Source organism: Adhaeribacter sp. (assembly GCF_057359045.1).
The window spans coordinates 1-24,641 of sequence record NZ_JBMQUD010000011.1; the positions used below are offsets into that span (position 1 = coordinate 1).

A 24,641-nucleotide genomic window follows, 5' to 3' on the forward strand; every position below is an offset into this window, starting at 1 on the left:
CCTTTCTGGGAACGTATGGCGGCACAAAAAGGAGGCGCAGCACCACCGCAATTGTTGTCTTCGCACCCTACCGATGCTACCCGTATCCGGGATATTCAGCGATTAATGCCCGAAGCGCTTAAGTATTACAAAAAAAAATAAACTAAGCCAGAAACAAAAAAGCTGGTGCGGGGATTTACCGCATCAGCTTTTTTATTTGGTTTAAATATTTTTGAGGTGATAATTTACCGCAGAGGCATAGAACTTGTTTGGCGTTTTATTAAATAGTAGGGACCGCTGCCATTGGTGGTGTTTTTACGGCCAATTTTTTAGCTTTTGCCCAACTACATGCCGGCGAAAACATGCGGCCAGGGCAAACCTTAATGTCATTTCAAAAAACCTAAACAGATTCATAATAAAAAACCTGAAGTACCTAATAATTATTTCTTTAAAGCGTTTTAAGTAAAGAGATAAAATTACATTACAGCTTTTTTTATTAATTGCTGTTAATAATTAATCAACTAACAACAGCTTAATTATTTACCGGTATAAATCTATCCGGAAAATAAATGTTAAATTTAATTAAAATTTAAAATGACTAAAAAGAAGCTAGCTTTAATCTCGTTGCTGGTAATGGCTTTTTGCCTGAAATCAGATAAAGCACATTAATACCGGCATGCCGCTTAAGTATAATTAATTGCTTATTTTCATGAAAGCGTTGTTGCTGCTGCGCAATTTAATGCGGGTAAGTACCTTTTTGGTGTACAGCGGGAAATCACCTTTCTGCATCCAATCGTAATAGCTGGGTTCTTTCCGGAATACTTCTTCTACGGGCACATTTTTGTGTTTGCCAAAGTTAAAAACTTCTTTGCCTTCGTTGTTATAAATAATCCGTCCGGCTAAATCTACGCAGTTTTGGGCGGTAAATTTGTGCAATTGCTGCATATCGTTCGTAACCGGAAAAACCTCTTTTAAATCGGCAGCCACCATCGACACGTTTTCGTAGTGCTTAATCTGGGCTTTCAGAATTTCGTAGGTAGCAATAGTATCGGCTTCGGCGCTGTGGGCATTGTCCAGCATTTTGTCGCAATAAAATTTATAAGCCGCCGATAAAGTGCGTTGCTCCATCTGGTGAAATATTTTACAGACATCTACCACCGCCCGGTTACTGATATCAAATTCAATGTTACACCGCAAAAATTCTTCGGCGAGCAGCGGAATATCAAATTTGCACAAGTTGTAACCACCCAAGTCGCAGCCTTGTAAAAACTCGTCCATACCTCTGGCCAGCTGGGCAAAAGTGGGTGCATCTTTTACGTCTTCGTCGTAAATTTTATGAATCATGCTCGACTCCAGCGGAATAGGAATAGTAGGATTGATGCGCTTGGTTTTTAATATTTCCTCGCCGCTTGGTAAAATTTTAAGCATACTTATTTCCACGATACGGTCCCGGCATATATCTACCCCCGTCGTTTCCAGGTCGAAAAACACAATAGGTTTTTTCAGGTTTAATTTCATAGGTTTAACCTTTTAGGCTTGAAGAATAGCGGTGGTAAGTTCTGGTAAATTAAGGTTGTTGTAAGTGCCGGAGCTCATTAATAATAAATTTTGGCTTTCCCAAGACAAGCCCAGCAGGTATTGGGCCAAAGCCTGGCTATCGGTAAAAACCTGGATTCTGGGGTTGCCAAAAGCTTCCTTTATGGTTTCTTCGGCTAAAGGCGGCATGCGTTTGTGCTCCAGGGTTTTAGGATTGAAATAAACCAAAGGCATATCGGCCGCATCTAAAGTGTTTTTATACTGGGGCAGGAAATCGCGGTTTAAACTGCTAAAAGTATGCAACTCCAGGCAGGCTACTAATTTCCGGTCGGGAAATTGGTTTTTAATGGCCTGAGTGGTAGCCAAAACCTTAGAAGGCGCGTGGGCAAAATCTTTGTAAACCCGTACTGAGCCCTGGCTGCCCAATAATTCGAGCCGGCGGGCAGCTCCTTTAAAACTGGTTAAAGCTTCGTAAAAGCCTTGCGATTTTATACCAATTAATTTACAAACTTCTTTGGCCGCACTAATATTGCGCAAATTGTGCTCGCCAAAAACCTGTAACGGAATATTATCCTTTTTGGTAGTTAAATAAGTGGTGCCATTGTATACCTTGTGCTCGTGTACGGTATAACCAATAAATTTTACATCGGGGTTACGCGGCACGCAAGCCCGCAGCACCTGTTCATCGTCCTGGTTATAAATAATGGCCCCGGCTTTGGGCGTCATGTCGGCAAAAATCCGGAATTGCTTGCGGTAAATATCCGGGTCCGGAAAAACATTTATGTGGTCCCAGCTAATGCCGCTGATTACGCCAATGTGGTGGTGGTACAAATGGAATTTAGGTACCCGCTGAATGGGCGAAGACAAATATTCGTCGCCTTCAATAATTATAATGGGGGCATCGTCGGTAAGCTTTACCATATTATCGAAGCCCTCCAGTTGCGCACCCACGGCATAATCGAAAAGCCGGTTGTGGTACTTCAGCACGTGCATAATAATGGAGGTAATAGACGTTTTGCCGTGGCTGCCCCCAATTACAATGCGCTGTTTGTGGCGCGACTGCTCGTAAATAAATTCCGGAAACGAATAAACAGGTAAACCTAATTCCTGGGCTTTCAGGAGCTCGGGATTATCGGGCCGGGCGTGCATACCTACAATTACCGCGTCTAAAGCTGCGGTAATTTTTTCCGGGAACCAGCCTTCCTGGGCCGGAGATAAACCTTCATTCTGTAAGCGGCTCAACGCGGGTTCAAAAATTTCATCGTCGGAACCGGTAATATGTAAGCCTTTTTGGTGCAGGGCCAGGGCCAGATTATGCATAATGCTACCCCCAATGGCAATCAGGTGAATATTCTGCAGTGAAGTTTTATTCATTCGATGTACTAATCAGCTTAGCAAATGTACAAAAATAAATTTCCGTTAAAGCTCATTTTTACCGCCTGCTCACGTAAACAAGGGTAAATGATTCTGCGCCTTTTGGTTATATTTTCTGTTACCGCCATTAACAATACCCAAGGTAAGCATATAAATCAATCCACAACTACAGTGTGCATAAATTGTTGATAAGACGGCAGCGGCTTTCGTTAGATTTGTAAATATGGAGGAGAATAACGTAAAAATAGGAATTCCAAAACCGAAAGGTAACTGGACCCCCAAAGCTACTAGTCCGGTTGCTTTTGGCAAATTGCCCCCGCAAGCCCTGGAGTTGGAAGAGGCAGTTTTGGGCGCGCTGATGCTGGAGAAAGACGCGTTAACGGCAGTAATTGATATTTTAAAACCCCAAAGTTTTTACAAAGATGCGCACCAACGCATATTTGGGGCTATTCTGGCTTTGTTCGATAAATCAGAGCCGATTGATATTTTAACGGTAACCCAACAGTTGCGCGAAACCGGCGAACTGGAAATTGTGGGTGGGCCATATTATATCATGAACCTGACCACTCGCATTAATTCGGCGGCCAACATTGAGTTTCACGCCCGGATTATTACCGAAAATTCCATTAAGCGCGAGCTAATATCGGTGTCTACGGAGATTCTGACGCGGGCTTACGAAGATACAACCGATGTTTTTGATTTACTCGACAGCACCGAAAAGCACCTCTACGACATTTCGGAATCGAACATCCGGAAAAACTTTGATGATATGCGTTCTTTAATGCACAAGGCCATTAAAGAACTCGAAGAAAAGAAAAACCAGAAAGACGGCTTAACCGGGGTACCCAGCGGCTTTACCGCCCTCGACCGCGTAACCTCGGGCTGGCAACCCTCCGACTTAATTATTCTGGCAGCCCGTCCGGCGATGGGTAAAACGGCTTTCGTAGTTTCGGCTATGCGTAATGCGGCTGTAGATTTTAAAAAGCCGGTTGCGATTTTCTCTTTAGAGATGTCGTCGCTGCAATTGGTAAACCGTTTAATTTCGGCAGAAGCGGAGCTGGAAGGCGAAAAAATTAAAAAAGGTAATCTGGCCGATTACGAATGGGCCCAGCTCAACCATAAAATTTCTAAATTATCGGAAGCCCCCATTTTTATTGATGATACGCCGGGTTTGTCTATCCGGGAGTTGCGTACCAAGTGCCGCCGCCTAAAAGCCCAGCACGACATCCAGATGATTATTATAGATTATTTGCAGCTGATGTCGGGCAACTCCGAAGGGGGGAAAGGAGCCGGAAACCGGGAGCAGGAAATTGCCTCTATTTCGCGGGCGCTTAAAATGCTGGCCAAAGAATTAAGTGTACCGGTTATTGCGCTGTCGCAGCTTAGCCGGGCCGTGGAAACCCGCGGCGGCGATAAAAAACCACAGCTTTCGGATTTACGGGAATCGGGTTCTATTGAGCAGGATGCCGACATGGTGTGCTTCTTGTACCGCCCCGAATATTACGGCATAACCGAAGACGAAATGGGTAACCCCACCCAAGGCGTGGGCGAGGTAATTATTGCCAAACACCGGAACGGTTCTATTGGTAGCGTGGCGCTTAAATTTATTGGTAAGTTTACCAAGTTCGGCGATTTAGAACAAGGTTTTGGTGGCGATCCGTTTGGTGGCGGTATGCCGCCCAGCACCTTCGACGATGTGCCGGGTGGGGGTAATTCTATTAGGTTGGGTAGTAAAATGAACGGCGACTCTTTACCTAAATCAAACTTCGAGTCGGAAGAACCGCCTTTTTAAAATCTCTTCAAATTCTGGTATAACTAATCTTTTTACAAAGCCTTCGGTTGCGGAGGCTTTTTACTTTTCTCTGATATTGAAGAACAAAGTTTATTTAAGACAAAACTGATTTGTTCTTTTGTTTATAAATAGTTTAAAAAAGTGATGGTATTTTGTAATAGGCTTAAAAAATTATTAGGCTCATATAGCTTGCGCAAACGTTGCCGCTAAAAAACTTAAGTTATTCACCCGGAAAAATTTGCTTCATTACCCGAAAAGCCGGAATTTGGCTTTAAACAGAATAATTTTAAAATAGAAGCATGATAAACTGGAATAAAGTTGGGGTATTTTATGTAGTGGTTTTAACCTTTTTTGCTGCGGGGTGTGCCTCTATTAAAGGTGGCGAAAAATGGGAGCGGTTATTTGATAAAGACCTGGATAGCTATGTAAAGCGGGGTGGCACCGCCGAATACCGGCTGGTAAATGGCGCCGTAGTGGGTACCTCTAAATTAAATACGCCCAATACCTTTTTGTGTACGCCGCGTAATTACGATGATTTTATTTTGGAATTAGAAGTTAAAGTAGATACTGCGATGAATTCGGGAATTCAAATCCGGAGCAACAGCTTACCTACTTACCAGAATGGCCGGGTGCATGGTTACCAAATAGAAATTGATCCTTCTAAGCGGGCCTGGAGTGGCGGTATTTACGACGAAGCCCGGCGGGGTTGGTTGTTTAAAGTAGAAGACAAAACGGCCCAACAAGCCTTTAAAAATGGCCAATGGAACAAATACCGCATTGAAGCCATTGGCTCATCCCTTAAAACTTTTATTAATGGCGTACCGGTTGCCAACCTGACGGATGATATGACCTCTACCGGCTTTATTGCGCTGCAGGTACACTCCACCAAAGTGGCCCGCCCTATGGAAGTAGCCTGGCGTAATATCCGGATTCAGGAAATAAAGAAAAATTAATTTAAGCCATTTTATAAGCTTTGTTATAAACCTACTCCAAAAGAGTAGGTTTTTTTATGCAGGTCATTTTAGATTAGCCCTAATAATGGTAGATCTTTCTTATTTGTTCAATCACAATAAGTTATAAATATCTGGTTATAGATAAAACCTATTACAGAATAGATAAAATCGATGCAACCTATAATTAGAATCAGGGTTAAAAGAAGAGTATACAAACGCTTTAACCATGGATAAAGAAAAAGATTTAACCCCCAACAATGGTACCGCTGCTGCCAACGGCAACGGTGCTGCAGCAGGAGCTGGAGAAAACACCCAAAATCTCACCACCCGTCAAGGTCATCCGGTTACTGACAATCAAAATATTCGCACCATAGGTAACCGCGGACCGGCTACCATGGAGAACTACCACTTCATCGAAAAAATTTCTCATTTCGACCGGGAACGGATTCCGGAGCGGGTGGTACATGCCCGGGGTGCCGGGGCGCACGGTGTTTTTGAAGCTTACGGTACCGTGGGCGGAGAGCCTATTGCCAAATATACCCGGGCTAAATTATTTCAGGAAAAAGGTAAGCAAACCCCGGTATTTGTGCGGTTTTCTACGGTAGGGCACGGCGGACATTCGCCGGAAACCTTGCGTGACCCCCGGGGCTTTGCGGTAAAATTTTATACCGAAGACGGCAACTGGGATTTAGTAGGAAATAACCTGAAAATATTCTTTATCCGGGATGCCATGAAATTCCCTGATTTTATTCACTCGCAAAAGCCCGATCCGATTACCAATATTCAGAGCGGTGAGCGTATTTTTGACTTTATTTCTAATACGCCCGAAGCAACGCACATGGCAACTTTCTTGTTTTCGCCGTGGGGTATACCGGCCAATTACCGGCAAATGCAAGGTTCTGGGGTAAATACCTACAAATGGGTAAACACCGACGGTGAATCGGTACTGATTAAATACCACTGGGAACCCCTGAAACAAGGATTACGCAACTTAACGCAAAAAGAAGCCGAAGCCATTCAGGCCAAAAACTTTAACCATGCTACCCAGGATTTGTACGAAGCCATTGAAAAAGGCGATTACCCTGAGTGGGAACTGTGCGTGCAGATTATGAGCGACGACGAACACCCTGAATTGGATTTTGACCCCTTAGACGATACCAAGCTTTGGCCGGTAGAGCAGTTTCCGTTCCTGCCTGTAGGCAAAATGACTTTGAACCGCAATCCGGAAGATTATTTTAACGAGGTAGAGCAATCGGCTTTTGGTACGGGCGTTTTGGTAGATGGTCTGGAGTTTTCGGACGATAAAATGTTGCAGGGCCGTACTTTCTCGTATTCTGATACCCAACGTTACCGGGTAGGCCCTAATTATTTACAATTGCCCATAAATGCGCCAAAAGTTCAGGTGGTAACCAACCAGCGCGGTGGCCAAATGTCTTTTAAATCAGATTTTGCGCCGGGCCAGAACAAACATGTAAACTACGAGCCATCTACTTTAAACAATATAAAAGAAGCTCCCAAAGCCGGTAAAGATTACTCGCCTCGTTACGAAGCCAATTCGGTGAAGCAAAAAATAGACCGCACCAACGACTTTAAACAAGCCGGCGATACGTATCGCAATTTTGAAGACTGGGAGCGCGACGAGCTAATCAGTAATCTGGTAAATACCTTGGCTACCTGCGATAAAAGAATTCAAGACAAAATGATTGAACACTTTACGCTAGCCGATGAAGATTATGGCCACCGCGTGGCCGAAGGGTTGAAAAATACCGCGAAAGCGATGGATGACAAAGGACCAATAGGTGCCACTTCGCCATCTGCCGGCGTGCAGGAAGCACAAGAAGTTTCGCACGAAGCCAAACCTTACTAAGTAATATTTCGGGGCTAATATATATATATATATATTAGCCACCTTAAGTTCGGCAATATTTATTAAAAGCCTGCTTCTGCAAATGAAGCAGGCTTTTTGCTGTTTATTACTTTAAGTAAGATAAAAATCTGGAATTATTATCTAAATTGATTTAATAAAGATTTACTTACAAAACCAGGTTCTTAAAGCTCCATAGTTGGTTTATTCTTTAATCCAAATTTCTTTAACAAGCTACTGTAAAAATGTCCAGAAATGCGCTCCTGTTTGGTTTGGTTATTTTCTTAAACTGCTGTTTGCAAGGAGTAAGTACAACAAAGGCCCAAAATAAAGTGTCTGGAGAAAGTAAAACCGATAGTACTGCCGAGAAAATGCTTTTGTATCAGCGGCAAAACGGTGGCTGGCCCCAGTACCACGGCGACCCCACTAATTATACCAAACCAATTGCGGCCACCTGGAAAAGAACCTTACTCCAGGATAAAAATAAAACCGATGCTACCATCGACGATAAATCTACTACCCTGGAAATAAATTATTTAATTAAGGCTTACACCGAAACCCGTAACCCGGAATATTTGCGGGCCGCCGAAAAAGGTATAAATTATTTGCTACTCGCCCAATATCCCAATGGCGGTTGGCCACAGTTTTTTCCGGACACCAGCAGCTATCACAAACACATTACTTTTAACGACCAGGCCATGGTAGATGTGTTATGGGTAATAAAGCGGGTAGTCGATAAAACAGATGGTTATGCGGCCGTAGACAAAAAGCTGACGACTCAGGCAACATTAGCTCTGGATAAAGGTATAGGCTGTATTTTAAAAACGCAGTACTACCAAAACGGTAAGCTTACAGCTTGGGGGGCACAGCACGATTACCGTAGCTTGGTACCCACTTCGGCTAGAAAATTTGAATTGGCTTCTTTGAGCAGTGCCGAGTCGGTGGGCATTATTTATTTTTTAATGAGTATTCCCAATCCGGATGCCCATGTAAAAAAAGCGGTAAAAGCGGCAGTTGAATGGTTAGAATCGGTAAAAGTGCAGAACCTGTCGGTGCAATTGGTAAAAGATGCCGCCCAACCAACCGGCCGCGATAGGGTAGTAGTAGCCCAGCCCGGATCTGTGTTGTGGGCCCGTTTTTACGAATTAGAAACAGACAAACCTATATTTGCCGGCCGGGATGCCGTAAAACACTACGCTTTAGCCGAAATCGAAAATGAAAGGCGGGTAGGTTATAGTTGGTATAATACCAGCCCGGCTAAATTGCTGAAAACAGATTATCCGGCCTGGGCAAAAAAGTGGGGAGTGAAATAAAGGTAAGTAGCTATTCCTTTTTAATTTCTAAGAATAAAGAAAGGCTTTAATTTCTGTAAGCCGGAGCTAATATAGCTTTGTCAGTTTTAAAATATTGCCTAATTACTATTGTAAAGCTAAACCTAATAGTGGAAATAAATATAAAAAATCATATATAACGTAGGTTTAGATGAATTTATAAAAGGCAAAGGGTATAACCTTTTAAATATTGCCGGATTAGCGTTAGGATTAGCTGCATTTATTTTTGTGACCTTATATGTCGATCATGAAACCAGCTATGACCAGTGGAACAGCAACATCGACCGTATTTATTTAGTCGAACGAGAATTGCCTAATGGAACTTCCCCCTATACCCCGGCCCATTAGCTGGTGAAATTAAAAGTCAGTGTCCGGAAATTGAAGAAGTTGGAAGGACGAATACAGCCTTGTTTCAAATTCCGTTCTATTCGTCATCTGGAAGATTTCCGATAAAAAAAGAGGGCGGGGCAGATTACTCCATCGTCAAAAAACTCGGCATTAAGCCAAAGGGGTTCAAATTGGACCCTAACAGCACGCTACCTACTGTATTGCTGTCTAAACAAACAGCTGAAGCACTATTTCCCGATGGTGGGGATATTTCAAACCAGACGGTAAGCATGATGTCGAAATCAGGAATGCCTATTACTATCGCAGGAGTAGTTGAAGATACACCCGGTAATACGAACTTTAACTTTGACTGTATTGGATTTTTAGGAGATAAAAAGTACACTATCCTTATCTGCTTAGGAACCTAACAATAGCAAGAGGTAATCAGGTATTGGCCACTGACCTCTCCTAGGTGCCGATGCAGAAAGGATTTATGGGTTTAACAGCTGTGATTGATGTATATAGTCGTTATACAGTAGACTGGGGCTTATTCAGATATGCTAAAGTTCAGGTGTTTAATGCAGCAGTGGCTGAGCATGGTAAGCTTGAAATAGTCAACCGCTACCAGGAAAATCAGTTTACTTGTAAGAAACATTTGGCGTATTTGAAAAATGCTTAAATTCGTACCAATAGGGTGGAAAAGGAAGAGCTTTAGACAATATTTTTAAAGAAAGGTTTTGCCTCACGATTATATACCAGCATATTTACCTGAACCTAGCCCCGGTTGGCACTACCTGGTATCAGGGCATAAGCCGCTGGATAAAAAATTAATAACTAAAGCCACACCAGGGAATTAACCGAAACAGGCCAGCTAATCTCTTTCAGCTGGAAGGTTAATGCAACTAGTAAAGTGGATACTTGATAGAGGTACTAAATTTGCCCGCCTGGTTTTCTTGTTTATTATATATAGAACATTCCTTTGATTTTGTAGACATGATTTACTTCCGGAAAAACAAAATGTTTTCTGATACAAGAGTAAATGGTGAAGTACCTATTATAAATTTGCGGTTATGAAAGTATTGCTCTTAGAAGATGAGCCCAAGGTGATATCCATCATTAAAAGAGGGTTGGAGGATGAAGGATTTGACTTTACAATAGTGATGGACGGTTATACAGCCCTGAAACTGGCGGGCTTACATACCTATGATTTAATTATATTGGATGTTATGGTTCCAGGTATCAATGGATTGGAAGTGTGCGGCAACATCCGCCGGTTTGATCCAAATATTCCTATCCTCATCTTATCCGCTCTGGACTCTACTGAGGATATTGTGAAAGGATTGAACCTTACGGCTGATGACTATATGACCAAGCCGTTTAAATTGGCTGAGTTGCGCGCCAGAATGCATAGCCTTACCAGAAGGGCCAAGCAGCATACCCTGGAGAATAATACTTTGTCTTTAGCCGATCTTAAGATGGATTTACTGACGATGGAGGTTACCCGCAACAACAAGATTATTTCGCTCACAGCTACAGAGTATAAATTATTAGAACATTTATTACTTAATCAGAAGAAAGTTTTACAGCGCCTGGAAATCTTAGAAGCTGTGTGGGGACGGGAATTTGATATGGGTACTAATGTAGTAGATGTTTATATTAATTACCTAAGAAAGAAGATAGAAAAAGGGTTTTCTCCCAAACTGATTCATACCGTGGTGGGAATAGGCTATGTAATGAAAGTACAATGAAGTTAACGGTCCAATACAGATTAACGCTGATATTTACCGGTTTAATGGCGGTGCTTCTGTTATCTATTAACCTGATGATGTACTCCCTTTCATCTGGTTTTAGAAAACAGAATTTCTTTAAAAGCATGCAAGACAGAGCCGTGCTTGTTGCCATTTCCCATAAAAATAAAAATTATCAGCCGGTAATGGATGAAGTACTTAAGAATCATATACACCGGATATTCGAAGCGGAAGATATTGTTCTTGAAATTGGCCCGGAACAAACCCCCAAAGAGTTAGCGGTAGCAGCAAACATGCCCTTGAAAGAAGATTTCTTCCGGGAAGTCTTAACGAAAGGAGATGCCAGGTTAATGATAAAAAAAGCGGCCTACACAGGCGTTTATTTTAAAGGAGAAGCAGGCCAGAAAGATTTTATGGTGCTTACCAAAGCCCGGGATATAGAAGGGAACGCCTACCGGAAAAGACTCAGTGCCACCTTGTTGATAGCCTTTATAATTGCCATTATCACGATGGGAATTTCGAGTATCGTCTTTTCCCGCCGGCTTTTCGACCCGGTAGTTCGGTTCATACAAAAGGTAAATAATATTAATGCTTTTAATTTAAATACACGCCTGGAAGGAGAAAACAGTCCGGGGGAAATTACTGAACTTAAAAATACGGTAAACGATATGCTCGAAAGAATTGAAGCCGCTTTCCGGGCCCAGCAAAGGTTTATCGGCAACACCTCCCATTCGTTGCGTACGCCTTTAACCGTTATTACGGGCGAAGCCGAAATAGCCATGTCGTTGATTAACCAGGAACACAAAGCCTATTATTCCCTGGAAGTAATTATGCAGGAGACCGAGAAGTTAAAGCATATTATTAGTACTTTGTTAGAATTAGCCAAGACGGGTACCGGCAAAGAAAAAAATAACTGGCAAACTATCCGGATAGATGAATTGATTCGGACAATTTACCAGGCCATTCGTAAAATGGACAACCGTTATAATCTGAAAGTAGATTTTAATGCTTTGCCTAAAGATTCTGATTTGCTTTATATAAACGGAAATGAATACCTGCTAAGCCTTGCCATAAGCAATATAATTCTAAACGGTTTAAAATATTCCAACCAAAATATTATTAAGATTAAAGCAGCAATAGAAGGAAATAATGCTGTTATAAAAATAATAGATAAGGGTATAGGAATTCCCAAGGATGAGTTAAAGCAAATTTTTCTGCCGTATTTCCGGGCCTCTAATACCGGCGGGTATGATGGCTTTGGCATCGGCCTGCCGCTGGCCATGGACATTATCAGAATGCATTCCGGCAATATAGAAGTTAATTCCAAAGTGGACGTAGGTACCAGGGTAACCGTTTTATTACCACTGGTAAATCCCTATTCACCACTATCTTAATTTATTATCTAAATTTATTTATTAGCTTAATCTCTTTATTAGCTGTTCCAGTTAAAGTCGACCGGCTTGGTTATAAATACACATTTTCTGGCAGCCCAATCCATTTTCAACCCCTGTTTCCTCTCATTATTTCCCGCTTTCTAATCAATTTCTAATTTCTTTCTTAAATGGCCTTAATACAGGCTGTTTACTTTTGGCAATATAGCAGATAGAGCTAGATTATATCCGGTGTGAAAGACACTGTCTGAAACTGGTATTATATCCTAACGGAAACTTCATGTGCGATATATCCATCAGGTTATCTCTTGCCTTTATAGGCAAGCATTATTTAAAGAAATATAAAGATTAGACCATGCATTTAAATCCAGTAGAAACCGAAAAATTAATGCTTCATGTAGCTGGCGAACTGGCTGCCAAAAGGCTTAAAAGAGGGGTAAAATTAAATTATCCCGAATCAGTTGCTTACATCTGCGGCACCCTGATGGAAGAAGCCCGGGATGGGAAAAAGTCGGTGGCCGAGCTCATGCAGTACGGCACCAAACTCTTAAAAAAGAACCAGGTAATGGAGGGTGTTCCGGAAATGTTACACTTTATCCAGGTAGAGGCTACTTTTCCGGATGGCGTAAAATTAATTACGGTCGATCATCCTGTCCGGTAAGCACAAATCAAAATCCAGAACCAAATATTTAAAGATATGATACCAGGTGAATATATATTACAAAAAGGTGAGATAAAGGCCAACGAGGGCAGAAGAACTGTTCGCGTTGAGGTAGCCAATACCGGCGACCGGCCCATACAAGTAGGTTCTCATTATCATTTTTTTGAAACGAATAAAGCCTTGGATTTTAACCGGCGAGAGGCTATCGGTATGCGGCTTAATATTCCGGCCAGTACTGCGGTTAGGTTTGAGCCCGGCGAAAAGAAAACGGTAGTACTGGTAGAAATAGGCGGCAGCAGAATTATAAGAGGTTTTAATAACCTCACCGAAGGGGATGTTTCGAAAGAAAACGTACGGGAGGAAGCCCTGAAAAAAGCAGAGCGTCTGGGTTATAAAGGAGCAACTACCAAAAAATAAAGTTTAAGCATTTAAAGAAGAAACTATGTCAAATTGGAACAGACGCGAATGGATTAAGGTAGTAGGACTTTCTACGGCCGGCCTTACCCTGCTGGGATTGGATGCAATAGGTAAAGATTCCGGAGCGGTTAAATATATTGATGGTGAGTTGTATATTCCTAGAGACCGCTACGCGGCGCTTTTTGGCCCAACCACCGGCGATAGAGTGCGACTGGCAGATACTGAATTATTTATTCAGATAGAAAAAGATTTTAACACCTACGGGGAAGAAAATAAATTTGGGGGCGGCAAAACCATCCGGGATGGCATGGGGCAGTCTACCTCGGCTACTGAGGATGAAGTGCTGGATATGTGCCTGACCAATGCCATTATTGTGGACCATTGGGGTATTGTAAAGGCCGATATCGGGATAAAGAATGGTAAAATAGTAGGCATAGGTAAAGCCGGTAACCCGGATACCCAACAAGGAGTAACCAAGGGTATGATTATTGGGGCCGCTACCGAGGTGCACGGTTGTGCCGGTAAAATTGTTACCGCCGGTGCCATTGATACCCACATTCACTTTATTGCCCCCCAGCAGATAGATGTGGCCCTTTTTAGTGGCACTACCACCATGATAGGCGGCGGTACCGGTCCGGTAGATGGCACCCTGGCAACCACCGTAACCCCCGGTAAATACTGGATTGAAAGAATGCTGGAGGCCTCCGAGGCCATACCCATGAACCTGGGTTTCTTTGGGAAAGGAAATACCTCTACCGTTAAAACAGCATCTGAGCCAATATTAGCCGGCGCTTTGGGCCTTAAATTACACGAAGATTGGGGGTCAACGCCATCAACTATTGATATTGCACTGCAAGCGGCGGATAAGTACGATGTACAGATAGCAATTCATACCGATACTTTGAATGAAGCCGGCTTCCTGGAAGATACCGTTAAGGCCATTAATGGCCGAACCATACACACCTTCCATACAGAGGGAGCCGGTGGCGGGCACGCACCAGATATTATTAAAATAGCCATGTACCCCAATGTACTACCCGCCTCTACCAATCCAACCAAACCATTCACGGTAAATACCGCCGATGAACACCTGGATATGTTAATGTCGGTGCATCACCTGGACAAAAGTATTCCGGAGGATGTAGCCTTTGCCGATTCGCGCATCAGGCCGCAAACTATGGCAGCGGAGGATATATTGCAGGATATGGGCGTGTTCAGCATTATGTCGTCGGATAGCCAGGCCATGGGCCGGGTAGGTGAGGTAATACTGCGCACCTGGCAAACCGCCCATAAAATGAAATTACAAAGAGGCCCGCTGGCCCCAGATAAAACAGGTGCCGATAACTTCCGGGTGAAGCGCTACATTTCTAAATACACCATTAATCCGGCCAAGGCCCACGGCATTGATGAGTACGTAGGTTCGGTAGAAATAGGCAAACACGCTGACTTAGTACTGTGGGATACCGGCTTATTTGGTGTGAAACCCGATATGATTATAAAAGGAGGATTAGTGGTAGGGGCTAAGATGGGCGACCCGAATGGTTCTATTTCGTTGCCGCAGCCGGTAATGTACCGCCATATGTTTGGTCATTACGGTAAAGCCATCCAGCAATGCAGCTTCAATTTTGTATCGGCAATTTCGCTTAAAAACGGCAGCATTCAGCGGTTAAAACTTAATAAAAAATCGTTGCCAGTAAAAGGTTGCCGCAAAGTAGGCAAGAAAGACATGGTGCATAACGATGTGATGCCTAAAATTGAGGTTAACCCCGAAACTTATACGGTAACCGCCGATGGACAAGTTCTTACCTGCGAGCCTATAAAAGTAGTGCCGATGGGCCAGTTGTATTTCTTGTTCTAAAACAAACCAGATTCATGGTCACCGGCAGTGAAAACCCGGTGTTCATCTGTCAGACATGATTCGCATAGAGAGAGTAATCGGAAATATTAAAGAACAGCGCTTGCAGGGTCTGGAGGTAGATGTAGTAGATATAGATTGGTTCGATACCGCTAAAACTATTATCCGCAAAAAAACCCGGCAGGGTAGAGAGCTGGGCATCCGGAAAGATAGCACGCCGCTGGAAGAAGGGGATATTTTATACATAGATGAGTCGGTTGCCATAGTAGTAGAAATTAAGCCAACCGATTGTATTGTGTTTAAGCCTAAAAGTTACCGCGCTATGGGCGTCATCTGTTTTGAAATAGGTAATAAACACATTCCTATTTTTATTAACGAAGCGGCAGACGTACTGGTAGCTTATGAAAACCCGCTGTTTCAATTGCTGCAGCGTTTTGGATACGAGCCCAAAAGAGAGACCCGGAAATTACTCAAAACCCATGCGCTGAACGTCAACAAACATACCGTTGATTATCACCAACGCATCAAAATTAAAAATAAGGCATCGCATGAATCCTTTATTAACATTATTGCAGATTAATGATTCTATGTTTCCGATAGGAAGCTTTACGCATTCCTATGGACTGGAATCTTATGTAAGCCAGGGCATTGTAAAAGATTCTGCGACTGCCTATACCTATGCCAGGAATATGCTGATGCATACGACCTATTATAACGATGCCGCTTTTCTAATGAAAACTTGGAAAATGCTGGATGAGCGTAAACCGGTTTCCCATTTTAATAAGCAAGACGAATTTATTACGGCTTTAAAAGCGCCGATGGAAATACGAATGGCCAGCAAAAAGTTGGCTATCAGGTTTCTGAAACTAACCCAGGACCTGAAGCCGGTTGCCAGGTGTTCCAACTATCTGAAAAAAATTCAGGAAGGCAAATTACATGGCCATTATCCGGTTGCTTTCGCCATGTATGCCCATGCGCACGAAATTCCCCGCCAAGATGCACTTAGTGCTTTTTACTACAATACTTTGGCTGGTATCGTTACCAACTGTGCCAAACTGGTACCCATAAGCCAAAACGACGGTCAAAAAATCTTGTTTCAACTACAACCCCTTATACAGGAATTAATAGAAAAACAGGAAACGCTGGATGAAGACCTGGTAGGGCTGTGCTGTATAGGGCAGGAAATACGCTGTATGCAACACGAGAAACAATATTCCAGACTGTATATCTCATAATAATTAAAAATATAATTTACCCATGGATAGAAAACATGTAAGAATTGGTGTAGCGGGCCCGGTGGGGTCGGGCAAAACAGCTTTAATTGAGCGGTTAACCAGAAAAATGAAAGATGATTATTCCATCTGTGTCGTTACCAATGATATCTACACCCAGGAAGATGCCCAGTTTCTGGTGAAAAATTCGGCCCTCCCGGCAGACCGGATTGCGGGTGTAGAAACGGGTGGGTGCCCGCATACTGCTATCCGCGAGGATGCTTCGATGAATTTGGAAGCGGTAGAAGACCTGGTAGAACAGCATCCGGATACCGAAATTGTATTTGTGGAAAGTGGCGGCGATAATCTCTCGGCTACCTTTAGCCCCGACCTGGCCGATGTTACCATTTTTGTGATTGACGTAGCCGAAGGCGATAAAATTCCGCGTAAAGGAGGCCCTGGTATCACGAGGTCTGACCTGTTAATAATAAATAAAATAGACCTGGCTCCTTATGTTAACGCCGACCTGGGCGTAATGGAAAGAGATTCGAAGAAGATGCGGGGCGACCGCCCTTTTGTATTTACCAACCTGATGAAGCTGGAGGGCCTGGATAAAGTGATTGCCTGGATTAAAACAAATGCTTTATTAGAAAACAACACAGCAGATGCTTAAAAGTCAAATCACCGTTAGTGCAGAGTATGAAGAGGAGCGGACTGTTTTGAAAAACAGTTTTCATAATGCCCCCTATAAAATAGTGCATTATGGCGGTAAATTACTCCACAACCATCTTGAGCTCATTATTATGAGCGCCTCTCCCGGTATGATGGATGGTGATGAATTGACGATACAGGTTGATGTGCAGAAAAAAGCGCAGCTCAGATTATTTACCCAATCCTTCAACAAGTTGCATCCTATGCGACAGGGGGCACAGCAAGATACGCTGGTAAATATTAAGGCCGGAGGGGTGTTGCAATACATTCCGCATCCGGTAACGCCTTTCAAAGGTTCTATATTCAAAACGGTGAACTTAATAAAGGTAGCTAAAAACGGCAGCCTGATTTGGGGCGATATTATTGCTTCGGGCCGGGTACATTCGGGCGAGTCGTTCCAGTTTTCACGGTTGCATAGTGTTACCAAAATTTTTGTCGATAACAAACTGCTGCTGCTGGATAATCAGTTGCTGGAGCCGGATAAGCAGCCGATAGAATCTATTTTGTTCTACGAAGGATTTACCCACCAGGCCACCTTGTTTTATGTTTCTCCCTACGGCGATGAATTGAAAAAAGAACTCGATGAGATTCTCATAGGCCAGTACCAGGAAATATCTTTCGGTTTTACGCAGTGCGCGCCTAATGCCGTGATGATAAGGGCCCTGGGCAATGACGGCAATATGCTCCACGACTGGCTGGTAACCATGGGGCAGCTTTGCTGGGAATTTACCCTGGATAAAATTCAGGAGGCCGAAAGTACAAATGCAGAGGCGCAAAATAAGGATTCTGCGCCTGTTTTAGAGCCGAGTATGATGCCCGCTATTAGCAAGCTGAAAATACCAGTAGAAGCGTAAAATAGCTTTTTTTAAAAAAATCAAAGCTATAAAGCTGCATGAAAGGCAGGTAGTATAATAATAAGAGTGGTAATTAAAGAATTACAGGTATGCATGAGGTTTCAGTTGTAAGAAACATATTCAGTACGTTGCAGGAAGCTTATCCTGATAAGTACAAAGATATTTCGAAGGTGTTGGTAGAGGCAGGCTTGTTGAGCAATATTCAACCGATTCTGATACAAAACGCTTTCGAAGCATTGATGCAGGAAGAGCCGGAACTGGCAGATGTAGAATTGGAAGTGCGTTTACTGCCCATCATCGCCCATTGCACCAGTTGCCAGAAAGACTTTCAGGTCCTCCAGCACCGGTTTGTTTGCTCTTGTGGTACGCCCAGTAAAAAAATCGTTCAGGGAGAAGAATTACAAATTAGTAAAGTAGAATTTATCAGAAAATAAGAAAACCATGAATAATATAGCTCAACCCAAGAGTAACAGAATGCCGGTAGGCGCTGTACAAAGCGACCATACTACGCTTAATTTACTAAAAGCGAATGATTTTGTCGCGAAAGCAATCCGTGAAAAGCTGCCCGATGTGCTGGTAATTAATATTTGCTCGTCGCCGGGCAGCGGAAAGACCACCCTCTTGCAGGAAACTGGTAAAAAACTGAGCAGCCGGTTAAATATTGCCGTACTGGTCGGCGACCCCGAAACGGACCGGGATGCCATCCGGATGAAAAATGTAGGCATAAATGCCCTTCAGATTGTTACCGGCGGCATGTGCCATATAGAAGCCCAGATGATTTTACAAGCCCTGGACCATATTGACTTATCTGGTGTGGATTTATTATTTATAGAAAATGTCGGCAACTTGGTTTGTCCGGCTGCTTTTGACCTGGGAGAAGATTTCCGGGTTACTTTGCTGGCAGCTACCGAAGGAGACGATAAACCTAAAAAGTACCCCCGCATGTGTTTAACCAGCGAATTAATGGTGGTTTCCAAAGCCGACCTGCTCCCTTATGTACCGTTTTCAGTAGAGGCAGTTACAAAAGATGCCAGAGAGGTAAATCCTACCCTCGAGGTAATAACTATGAGTAGTTTAAAAGGCGATGGATTGGATGCCTGGTGCGACTGGCTTGTAAACAAAGTAACCGAAAAGAAAGCCAGTTTGCAGGCTGCGCAGCTCTAAAAAGATGCCCGAAGAACAGCCTTTTGAAGTAACGATTATCGGGGAACAGCAGCAAAGCCAGCCAGCGGCAGAAACAATCCATTACCTGGAAGTAGAGTGGTATGAAGTTATCAGGTCCCGGATTAAAAGAAAAACAAACCGGGGTCTGGAACTGCTCATCCAGAAAGACCGTCAGGCGGTATTAGAGGATGGCGCTTTGCTGTTCGCCGATAAACAAATTACCGTGCTGCTTAAAATTAAACCCTGCGAATGTATTGTAGTGGAGCCCAAAAGCATCCATGAAATGGGCAGGGTTTGTTTTGAGATTGGGAATAAACACGTACCTATATTTCTCAACCAAAACCAGGAGGTAAGTGTCGCTTATGATGCTGGTCTGTATCAGCTCTTACTAGGCGGTAATTTTGGACTACGTTTGGAAAGCAGGGTGCTGCATCCCGGGCAGATGGTGAAAGCTTACGGAAACACTTGTGAGTAGCATTAAAACGGAACGAATGGTGTTCCGGCAAACTCCTATACAGCACCATCAGGTGTAACAAAATAGGAAAGAATCTTCTGCCTTACTTCTGGTATTAAACCACAACTAAAGATTTAATTTAAATCTAACCAGTTACAGCTTATAATGGTTAAAAAAAATATTCTCCTGCTTATTGCTACCGTATGTACGTGCTTTTCTCTTTTTGCGCAGGAAGGCAACAACAGTAACACGTTGTTCGATAAACTTTCTGATAAAAGTGGAGAGAATGATGGACCCACTAACTTCGATATTAATTTTTTACTTAGAAGTTCGTTAAACTTCTCTAATAAAATTTCAAATAAAGATATTTCACATCTAAAACTGGATGAATCCCGGTTTGAATTGCTGGGCGATATTAATAAAAACGTGTCATTCCGTTTCAGATATAGAATGAACCGCTCGCATGCACCGGAAAATTTAGATAATGCGCCCGGTGCTTTAGATATTGCTTCTTTACAGTACAAGTTTGGTAAAGATTATAAATGGCAACTAACCGCCGGAAAACAGGCAGCTGAAGTTGGTAGCTGGGAGTTTGAGAATAATCCGACTTATGAATATCATTATACTGAGTATGTTAATAATATTTTAAATTTATTCTTTGTAGCCGCTAAACTGGGTTACGAGTTTCTTCCTAATCAGACTTTAAGTTTGCAAGTGTACAATACCTATAACCGGAGCTTTGCGAGTACATTCGCCGCTTCGGGGTATAGCTTAAATGGGCTAAAGCCATCCGCTACGCCCCTGGGTTTATATGCTTCCTGGCGGGGCGGCTTTGCGGAGAATAAATTCCGGACCTTTTACACCTTTAATATTTCGGAATACGCCGCGGGAAAAGTAAACAGGTCGGTTTCTTTGGGCAACAAACTGGTTTTGCCCCGGTTTAGCACTTACCTGGACCTGCAAACAACCTATCAGGCCGTTGATTTCGCCAATATTGTTTCTCCTTTCTATAACGCTCTGGAAGGGCTACCGGATAATAGCTTATTTTACGCCAGGAATGTACACTATAATACAGCGGTTTTACGGCTCGATTACGAGGTTATTCCTAAATGGTATGTTACCACAAAAGGCTGGTACGAGTCAGCGGGTATGAGAGATAACTCAACATTGGGCAATAATTTCAGAAATAAAGTGGGATATTGGGTCGGGCTGGAATATAAACCGTTGAGTGACCAGAATTTACGATTTTTTGCCAATTACTTTTCATTAAACACGTATTTAAATGGCCGCGCAGAAAATATACCACGTACTTCGCCCCGACGGGAAGATATGTTTTCGGTTGGCTTTCTTTATTTTATTAATGCGCTGTAGCCAACGTAAAGAAAACAAGCGTACCTGTTATGCCCGGTCAGAATTCTAATTTTATTCTAATTTGGCTCTAATCAAATTATAATTTCTCTCTAATCCTGCGCTTATTTCTCTCTAATCCATCCGCCGTAGATTTGTTTTTCAAGCATGAAGCTGCTCTTTCCGCCTGTGAACGGCCATTAAAGGAGCAGCTTTGCTCTGGGTAACGGAGCAAAATTTTTAAGCTAAAAAAACGTATATGGTGGATGGAACAAGTGCTGTTAACTATTTATTTGGTAAAAGGCACTACATATTGCTACAGAGGTGGCTGTTATTAATTAAAGGTTTTTGTTTAATTGTTTCCTGCAACCCTCAAAATGGCTCCGAACAGAAAACCAAGAGTGCCATTGAAGTAAAAGATGTACGGGGCAAGGTAGTGCAACTTAGCGCGCCCGCCCGCCGGGTAATTGTGCTCTACCAGGGTGCTTTAGATGGCATGTACATGCTAAACGCGGAGCATACGTTAGTGGGCATTCAGCACAGAATATACACCGAGCCCGCAACTTTTAAATATTTCAGCCGGCTAGACCCTCGTATTGCCCGCAAAGAATTGCCCACGCCGGGAAACTGGGAAACCTCTACCAATATGGAAAGTGTATTAGCCCTGAAGCCCGACCTGGTTATTATGGCATCAGGACAGACCGATGCCATTAATTTGCTCGAAAGCCTGGGGATAAAGGTGTTTGCGGTGTCGCCGCAAACCAATGAGCAGCTATTTAAGGAACTGGAAAGCATAGGCAAGCTCACCGGCACCTATGAGCGGGCGAAGGAACTGCTGGCTTATACCCGAAAAAAGCTGGATGAGATTAAACAGAAATCCAGTCATGGCGGACCTAAAAAATCGGTTTATTATGCCTGGTCCGGTGGCCGGATTTATTCCACTTCGGGGCAGAACAGCCGGATGAACGAGTGCTTTCAACTGGCCGGCGTAGTTAATGCCTGCACCTTTGCCATAGACCAGCCCAATGTAAACCCCGAAACCCTGATTGGCTGGGACCCGGACCTTATCCTGCTGTGGAGCACCGACCCGGCCGTTTTATACAGCAAAAAAGAATTATCTGTCCTGTCGGCGGTAAAAAACAAAGCGGTTTACGTGCTGGACCCGCCGTTTTTCTACGACCCGCACACGCTTAAAATCATGAATGCCGCCATCGAGCTGCATAATATGGCTTATGCCGAAAAGGGAACTTTCAACCTGGAGCAGAACCGGAAGGAAATTATGAAAAACCTGTACGGTGCAAAAGCAAAGGCCCTGTTTGAATGAAAAAAGCCCTCATAGCCTTTATTATTTATGGTTTGCCGGTACCCCTGTTGTTATATTCCTTAACGGTTGGGCCTTCGCCGGGCCTTAATTTAGCTGATTACTGGGAGTGGAGCAAGGCCGTAATGGCAGGCAATATTAGTGAAGAGGCGCCCCGGTTGCACCTGATTAATAATATTATAGAGAACATACGGCTGCCCCGTGTAATTTTAACATTTATTATTGGGGCTGGGTTGGCGACCTCGGGTGGTGTATTACAAGGCATTTTCCGCAATCCGCTGGTAGATTCTTATGTATTAGGTATTTCTTCCGGTTCGGCTTTTGGGGCAGCGCTGGCCATCGCGTTTCCGCTCATCCACATTAATATTTCGGCTTTTGTTTGGGGCGTGATTTCAGTGTTGCTTACTTATTCCTTTGCCTTTTCAAATAAGAAAACATCTATTGTGGCAGTTGTGCTCTCGGGTATGATTGTTTCGGGCATATTTACCGCGGCCCTTACCGTGGTGCAATATATCAGCGACCCTTATAAACTGCAGGCCATTGTGCAATGGACCATGGGCAATCTGCACCATGCCTCCTGGGATAAAGTAAATAATGCGGCTGCCCCGGTGGCGTTTGGCGTTTTGGGTATGTATTTGCTGCGGTGGCGCCTTAACCTGCTGGCTTTAGGCGACCAGGAAGCCAAAGCGGTAGGCGTAAACCCCCGGATAGATAAAATTTTGCTAGTAGCATTGGCCACCTTAACCACGGCCACCGCGGTGGCTGCAGCAGGTATTATAAGTATGTACGGGCTTTTTCTACCACACCTGACCCGGATGCTGGTTGGCCCCGACAACCGGAAAGCAATACCGGCCAATATTTTCTTTGGCGGTTCTTTCCTGCTGATTATCGATAACTTTTCCCGGTCATTGATGCAGTTCGAAATTTCCATTGGCATTTTTACCATGCTGTTCGGGGCACCTTTTTTCATCTTCTTAATGAAAAGAAATAAAATTAATTGGGTATGATGCAGGCAGTTGAAGTTAATAATTTAAGTTTTGGGTACGGCAATACTTCCATCCTGAACGGGGTAAATATTTCTTTTCCCCCCAGTAAATTCTCGGTATTGCTGGGCCGGAACGGAAGCGGAAAATCCACGCTCTTTAATATTATAGCAGGCTTGGAAAAATACCGGACCGGTTCGGTGAAACTCCTGGGCAAAGAGCGCAAAGAGCTTTCCTATGCCGCGTGCGCCAGCGTTATTGGCTTTTTGCCGCAGTTTCATAAGGCGGTTTTTCCTTTTAATGTAAGAGACGTGGTACTGACGGGCCGGGCAGCTTTCTCTACATTTAGCCCTAAAAAATCAGACCTGGAAAAAGTAGAGCAGGCCTTGGCGGAGTTGGACATTAGCCACCTGATAGACCGGCCTTATACCGAGCTCTCGGGTGGGGAGCAGCAATTGGTGATGCTGGCCCGGGTGCTGGTGCAAAACCCCTCAATTATTATGCTGGATGAGCCCACCAACCATTTAGATGTGTACTACCAGGCTTATGTACTGGACAAATTGAAAAAACTGGCGCAGCAGCAGTATACGATTATCGCTATTATGCATGACCCCAATCTGGCCTTTCTGTATGCCGATAACTGTTTTTTCATGAAGAATAAAACGATTGTATCTCCGCCGCCAGGCTTTGGCTACCACGATAGCACCTTTCTGGAGCATGTTTATAATGTAAATTTCACGACCGTTCAGGTAAATAATAAAACCTTGGTGGTGGCAGGTAAATAATATTTTATGCAGTTGAAAATAGAAGAAGTAGAAAAGGGGAGGATTCCGGAATTAATTTCTTACGTCATGCAATTCCGGCGGGAGCTTTTTCCGATGATTAATAACTGCCAATTGCCCTACGATTTGGCCCACTTTGAAGCCTGCTATTTAGAAGATAAACAGGCAAACTTTCTGATGGCAACCAACCCGGCCGGGCAGCTGGTCGGTACCATTGGCATGCGCCCGTACGACCACCGGTTTCCTCATTTAACTTACCCGAACCAAGCCACCAATGAAGTACTGAAGCTTTATGTGGAGCCGGCACTAAGAAGGACCGGCTTGGGCACCCGGTTGGTAAAAGCATTAAAGCAGCAAGCCCTCCAGAAAGGCGTGGAAACGCTTTACCTACATACCCATCCTTTCTTAACCGGAGCACTGGAATTTTGGCAGAAACAAGGCTTTCGTCTGGTGTGTCAGGACGATGATTCTATCTTCAGAACCCAGCATCTGGATTTTATGCTTACCGAAACCCAGGAAACAGGAACCCAAATTAAAAGAACCGGATTAACCTTTAGTTATGCCTGAAGGATTTAACCTTAATAGT

At 43.5% G+C, this 24,641-nt stretch carries 25 protein-coding genes; 23 read left to right on the forward strand and 2 right to left on the reverse strand.

What is annotated here, in order from left to right:
- Positions 1–672 precede the first annotated feature (672 nt).
- Complete coding sequence (locus ACO1R6_RS02070) at positions 673–1,497, reverse strand: exonuclease domain-containing protein (protein WP_486261806.1); 825 nt, start codon at positions 1,495–1,497, stop codon at positions 673–675.
- Positions 1,498–1,509: 12 nt separating this feature from the next.
- Positions 1,510–2,889 carry a UDP-N-acetylmuramate--L-alanine ligase gene (locus ACO1R6_RS02075; protein WP_486261807.1) on the reverse strand — a complete coding sequence of 460 codons (1,380 nt, stop codon included), beginning with the start codon at positions 2,887–2,889 and terminating at the stop codon, positions 1,510–1,512.
- A 223-nt stretch (positions 2,890–3,112) separates the two neighbouring features.
- On the opposite strand from ACO1R6_RS02075, the gene dnaB reads away from it, so the two are divergent.
- From dnaB to ACO1R6_RS02190, 23 genes are all read left to right on the forward strand, one after another.
- Positions 3,113–4,681, forward strand: a complete 1,569-nt coding sequence (gene dnaB, locus ACO1R6_RS02080) for a replicative DNA helicase (RefSeq protein ID WP_486261808.1) — start codon at positions 3,113–3,115, stop codon at positions 4,679–4,681.
- 299 nt (positions 4,682–4,980) lie between these two features.
- Positions 4,981–5,634, forward strand: a complete 654-nt coding sequence (locus tag ACO1R6_RS02085) for a 3-keto-disaccharide hydrolase (RefSeq protein ID WP_486261809.1) — start codon at positions 4,981–4,983, stop codon at positions 5,632–5,634.
- A gap of 226 nt (positions 5,635–5,860) precedes the next feature.
- Positions 5,861–7,501 (forward strand): catalase, encoded by a 1,641-nt coding sequence (locus tag ACO1R6_RS02090; protein WP_486261810.1) that lies wholly within the window; start codon positions 5,861–5,863, stop codon positions 7,499–7,501.
- 242 nt (positions 7,502–7,743) lie between these two features.
- Positions 7,744–8,811, forward strand: coding sequence for a pectate lyase (gene pelA / locus ACO1R6_RS02095; protein ID WP_486261811.1), 1,068 nt, complete (start codon positions 7,744–7,746; stop codon positions 8,809–8,811).
- Between the two features lie 425 nt (positions 8,812–9,236).
- The gene (locus ACO1R6_RS02100) at positions 9,237–9,584 is read left to right on the forward strand and encodes a hypothetical protein (protein WP_486261812.1); all 348 of its coding nucleotides are present in this window, start codon (positions 9,237–9,239) and stop codon (positions 9,582–9,584) included.
- 50 nt (positions 9,585–9,634) lie between these two features.
- Positions 9,635–9,835, forward strand: coding sequence for a hypothetical protein (locus ACO1R6_RS02105; RefSeq protein WP_486261813.1), 201 nt, complete (start codon positions 9,635–9,637; stop codon positions 9,833–9,835).
- 391 nt (positions 9,836–10,226) lie between these two features.
- A complete protein-coding gene (locus ACO1R6_RS02110; protein ID WP_486261814.1) occupies positions 10,227–10,904 on the forward strand; it encodes a response regulator transcription factor in 678 nt (225 codons plus the stop codon).
- 125 nt (positions 10,905–11,029) lie between these two features.
- On the forward strand, positions 11,030–12,298 hold the full coding sequence (locus ACO1R6_RS02115) for a sensor histidine kinase (protein ID WP_486261815.1): 1,269 nt from the start codon (positions 11,030–11,032) through the stop codon (positions 12,296–12,298).
- A 352-nt stretch (positions 12,299–12,650) separates the two neighbouring features.
- Positions 12,651–12,956 (forward strand): urease subunit gamma, encoded by a 306-nt coding sequence (gene ureA / locus ACO1R6_RS02120; protein ID WP_486261816.1) that lies wholly within the window; start codon positions 12,651–12,653, stop codon positions 12,954–12,956.
- Positions 12,957–12,992: 36 nt separating this feature from the next.
- Entirely contained in the window at positions 12,993–13,373 is a 381-nt protein-coding gene (gene ureB / locus ACO1R6_RS02125; protein ID WP_486261817.1) for an urease subunit beta, read from the forward strand.
- Positions 13,374–13,398: 25 nt separating this feature from the next.
- The gene (gene ureC / locus ACO1R6_RS02130; RefSeq protein WP_486261818.1) at positions 13,399–15,231 is read left to right on the forward strand and encodes an urease subunit alpha; all 1,833 of its coding nucleotides are present in this window, start codon (positions 13,399–13,401) and stop codon (positions 15,229–15,231) included.
- A gap of 55 nt (positions 15,232–15,286) precedes the next feature.
- Positions 15,287–15,808, forward strand: a complete 522-nt coding sequence (locus ACO1R6_RS02135) for an urease accessory protein UreE (protein WP_486261819.1) — start codon at positions 15,287–15,289, stop codon at positions 15,806–15,808.
- Entirely contained in the window at positions 15,777–16,463 is a 687-nt protein-coding gene (locus ACO1R6_RS02140; protein ID WP_486261820.1) for an urease accessory protein UreF, read from the forward strand. The genes ACO1R6_RS02135 and ACO1R6_RS02140 overlap by 32 nt, the downstream gene beginning before the upstream one ends.
- Before the next feature lie 22 nt (positions 16,464–16,485).
- Complete coding sequence (gene ureG / locus ACO1R6_RS02145; protein WP_486261821.1) at positions 16,486–17,112, forward strand: urease accessory protein UreG; 627 nt, start codon at positions 16,486–16,488, stop codon at positions 17,110–17,112.
- Entirely contained in the window at positions 17,105–18,004 is a 900-nt protein-coding gene (locus tag ACO1R6_RS02150) for an urease accessory protein UreD (RefSeq protein ID WP_486261822.1), read from the forward strand. The genes ureG and ACO1R6_RS02150 overlap by 8 nt, the downstream gene beginning before the upstream one ends.
- Before the next feature lie 89 nt (positions 18,005–18,093).
- Complete coding sequence (locus ACO1R6_RS02155) at positions 18,094–18,438, forward strand: hydrogenase maturation nickel metallochaperone HypA/HybF (RefSeq protein WP_486261823.1); 345 nt, start codon at positions 18,094–18,096, stop codon at positions 18,436–18,438.
- A 7-nt stretch (positions 18,439–18,445) separates the two neighbouring features.
- Complete coding sequence (gene hypB / locus ACO1R6_RS02160; protein ID WP_486261824.1) at positions 18,446–19,168, forward strand: hydrogenase nickel incorporation protein HypB; 723 nt, start codon at positions 18,446–18,448, stop codon at positions 19,166–19,168.
- Between the two features lie 4 nt (positions 19,169–19,172).
- Entirely contained in the window at positions 19,173–19,643 is a 471-nt protein-coding gene (locus ACO1R6_RS02165; protein ID WP_486261825.1) for an urease accessory protein UreE, read from the forward strand.
- A gap of 144 nt (positions 19,644–19,787) precedes the next feature.
- Positions 19,788–20,993: a porin gene (locus ACO1R6_RS02170; RefSeq protein ID WP_486261826.1), complete on the forward strand. Its 1,206-nt coding sequence runs from the start codon at positions 19,788–19,790 to the stop codon at positions 20,991–20,993.
- A 289-nt stretch (positions 20,994–21,282) separates the two neighbouring features.
- Entirely contained in the window at positions 21,283–22,293 is a 1,011-nt protein-coding gene (locus ACO1R6_RS02175) for an ABC transporter substrate-binding protein (protein WP_486261827.1), read from the forward strand.
- Positions 22,290–23,297 carry a FecCD family ABC transporter permease gene (locus ACO1R6_RS02180; RefSeq protein WP_486261828.1) on the forward strand — a complete coding sequence of 336 codons (1,008 nt, stop codon included), beginning with the start codon at positions 22,290–22,292 and terminating at the stop codon, positions 23,295–23,297. Before ACO1R6_RS02175 ends, ACO1R6_RS02180 begins: the two co-directional genes overlap by 4 nt.
- Positions 23,294–24,058 (forward strand): ABC transporter ATP-binding protein, encoded by a 765-nt coding sequence (locus tag ACO1R6_RS02185; RefSeq protein ID WP_486261829.1) that lies wholly within the window; start codon positions 23,294–23,296, stop codon positions 24,056–24,058. Before ACO1R6_RS02180 ends, ACO1R6_RS02185 begins: the two co-directional genes overlap by 4 nt.
- Before the next feature lie 6 nt (positions 24,059–24,064).
- Positions 24,065–24,622, forward strand: a complete 558-nt coding sequence (locus ACO1R6_RS02190) for a GNAT family N-acetyltransferase (protein ID WP_486261830.1) — start codon at positions 24,065–24,067, stop codon at positions 24,620–24,622.
- Positions 24,623–24,641: the final 19 nt, after the last annotated feature.

What these genes read in the sequence shown, in the direction of transcription:
- ACO1R6_RS02090 (WP_486261810.1), top strand. Translation starts at nt 5,861, where the DNA reads ATGGATAAAGAAAAAGATTTAACCCCCAACAATGGTACCGCTGCTGCC.
- ureC (WP_486261818.1), top strand. Translation starts at nt 13,399, where the DNA reads ATGTCAAATTGGAACAGACGCGAATGGATTAAGGTAGTAGGACTTTCT.
- ACO1R6_RS02110 (WP_486261814.1), top strand. Translation starts at nt 10,227, where the DNA reads ATGAAAGTATTGCTCTTAGAAGATGAGCCCAAGGTGATATCCATCATT.
- ACO1R6_RS02190 (WP_486261830.1), top strand. Translation starts at nt 24,065, where the DNA reads ATGCAGTTGAAAATAGAAGAAGTAGAAAAGGGGAGGATTCCGGAATTA.
- ureB (WP_486261817.1), top strand. Translation starts at nt 12,993, where the DNA reads ATGATACCAGGTGAATATATATTACAAAAAGGTGAGATAAAGGCCAAC.
- ACO1R6_RS02140 (WP_486261820.1), top strand. Translation starts at nt 15,777, where the DNA reads ATGAATCCTTTATTAACATTATTGCAGATTAATGATTCTATGTTTCCG.
- ACO1R6_RS02170 (WP_486261826.1), top strand. Translation starts at nt 19,788, where the DNA reads ATGGTTAAAAAAAATATTCTCCTGCTTATTGCTACCGTATGTACGTGC.
- ACO1R6_RS02155 (WP_486261823.1), top strand. Translation starts at nt 18,094, where the DNA reads ATGCATGAGGTTTCAGTTGTAAGAAACATATTCAGTACGTTGCAGGAA.
- ACO1R6_RS02075 (WP_486261807.1), bottom strand. Translation starts at nt 2,889, where the DNA reads ATGAATAAAACTTCACTGCAGAATATTCACCTGATTGCCATTGGGGGT.
- ACO1R6_RS02105 (WP_486261813.1), top strand. Translation starts at nt 9,635, where the DNA reads ATGCAGAAAGGATTTATGGGTTTAACAGCTGTGATTGATGTATATAGT.
- ureA (WP_486261816.1), top strand. Translation starts at nt 12,651, where the DNA reads ATGCATTTAAATCCAGTAGAAACCGAAAAATTAATGCTTCATGTAGCT.
- ACO1R6_RS02165 (WP_486261825.1), top strand. Translation starts at nt 19,173, where the DNA reads ATGCCCGAAGAACAGCCTTTTGAAGTAACGATTATCGGGGAACAGCAG.
- ACO1R6_RS02070 (WP_486261806.1), bottom strand. Translation starts at nt 1,497, where the DNA reads ATGAAATTAAACCTGAAAAAACCTATTGTGTTTTTCGACCTGGAAACG.
- ACO1R6_RS02150 (WP_486261822.1), top strand. Translation starts at nt 17,105, where the DNA reads ATGCTTAAAAGTCAAATCACCGTTAGTGCAGAGTATGAAGAGGAGCGG.
- ACO1R6_RS02180 (WP_486261828.1), top strand. Translation starts at nt 22,290, where the DNA reads ATGAAAAAAGCCCTCATAGCCTTTATTATTTATGGTTTGCCGGTACCC.
- ACO1R6_RS02135 (WP_486261819.1), top strand. Translation starts at nt 15,287, where the DNA reads ATGATTCGCATAGAGAGAGTAATCGGAAATATTAAAGAACAGCGCTTG.
- dnaB (WP_486261808.1), top strand. Translation starts at nt 3,113, where the DNA reads ATGGAGGAGAATAACGTAAAAATAGGAATTCCAAAACCGAAAGGTAAC.
- pelA (WP_486261811.1), top strand. Translation starts at nt 7,744, where the DNA reads ATGTCCAGAAATGCGCTCCTGTTTGGTTTGGTTATTTTCTTAAACTGC.
- ACO1R6_RS02115 (WP_486261815.1), top strand. Translation starts at nt 11,030, where the DNA reads ATGCAAGACAGAGCCGTGCTTGTTGCCATTTCCCATAAAAATAAAAAT.
- ACO1R6_RS02185 (WP_486261829.1), top strand. Translation starts at nt 23,294, where the DNA reads ATGATGCAGGCAGTTGAAGTTAATAATTTAAGTTTTGGGTACGGCAAT.
- ACO1R6_RS02085 (WP_486261809.1), top strand. Translation starts at nt 4,981, where the DNA reads ATGATAAACTGGAATAAAGTTGGGGTATTTTATGTAGTGGTTTTAACC.
- hypB (WP_486261824.1), top strand. Translation starts at nt 18,446, where the DNA reads ATGAATAATATAGCTCAACCCAAGAGTAACAGAATGCCGGTAGGCGCT.
- ureG (WP_486261821.1), top strand. Translation starts at nt 16,486, where the DNA reads ATGGATAGAAAACATGTAAGAATTGGTGTAGCGGGCCCGGTGGGGTCG.